The sequence below is a fragment of the Sphingobacterium sp. UBA5670 genome (assembly GCF_002420705.1).
GTDB lineage: Bacteria > Bacteroidota > Bacteroidia > Sphingobacteriales > Sphingobacteriaceae > Sphingobacterium.
Map to the genome: position 1 here is coordinate 3,256 of NZ_DIIM01000015.1, position 605 is coordinate 3,860.

Here is a 605-nt window from a genome sequence, read left to right on the forward strand (position 1 = left end):
AATATAAAGAAATTATCCGATTTAACTAGCAATAAGTTTCTTTCCTATCCATTTTTAAGCGCGGATATAAACAACAGATTCTTTAATTATGATCGCGACGTCGCAAATTTTTTTATCAAAGAAAGTGAGGACAAATTATCTTCTATTAAAATTAGAGGAAAATAACATAACGATTTCATATCTAAGAAATAATATTTCGCATTTCCGAAAGCGGGAATACTAATTTTATTTGATTTCAAAGCTAGCAACTTAATTGATTTGGATGGAGATTGTAAATAATTACGCAATAAATTGTAATCATTTAATTATTTATGCTTTTTTATTGAAATCGTTTTTTGAATAAATTTAACAACCAATTGTATTTATAGACTTTATAATGATGAATATCTTTCCGAGTTTTAAGAAAAAGAAAGATGACGATATTTTGGAATGTTGTGCATATATTCTTCAATATTATCATGTAAAATATACCCGATCTAAGCTTATAAGCCTTTTGAAATCTCATTTGGAGTATCCTTCATTGTTATCCGTAAAGGAAACTCTTTTATATTATGGTATACAAAGTGCTGCAATAAGAAAACGCGATTATGATTATGAAGATTTCG

1 protein-coding gene is annotated in these 605 nt (G+C 26.8%); it reads left to right on the plus strand.

What is annotated here, in order from left to right:
* Positions 1-376: 376 nt before the first annotated feature.
* On the plus strand, positions 377-605 hold a 229-nt coding region (locus B3C94_RS12820), incomplete at its 3' end, for a hypothetical protein (protein ID WP_293904224.1).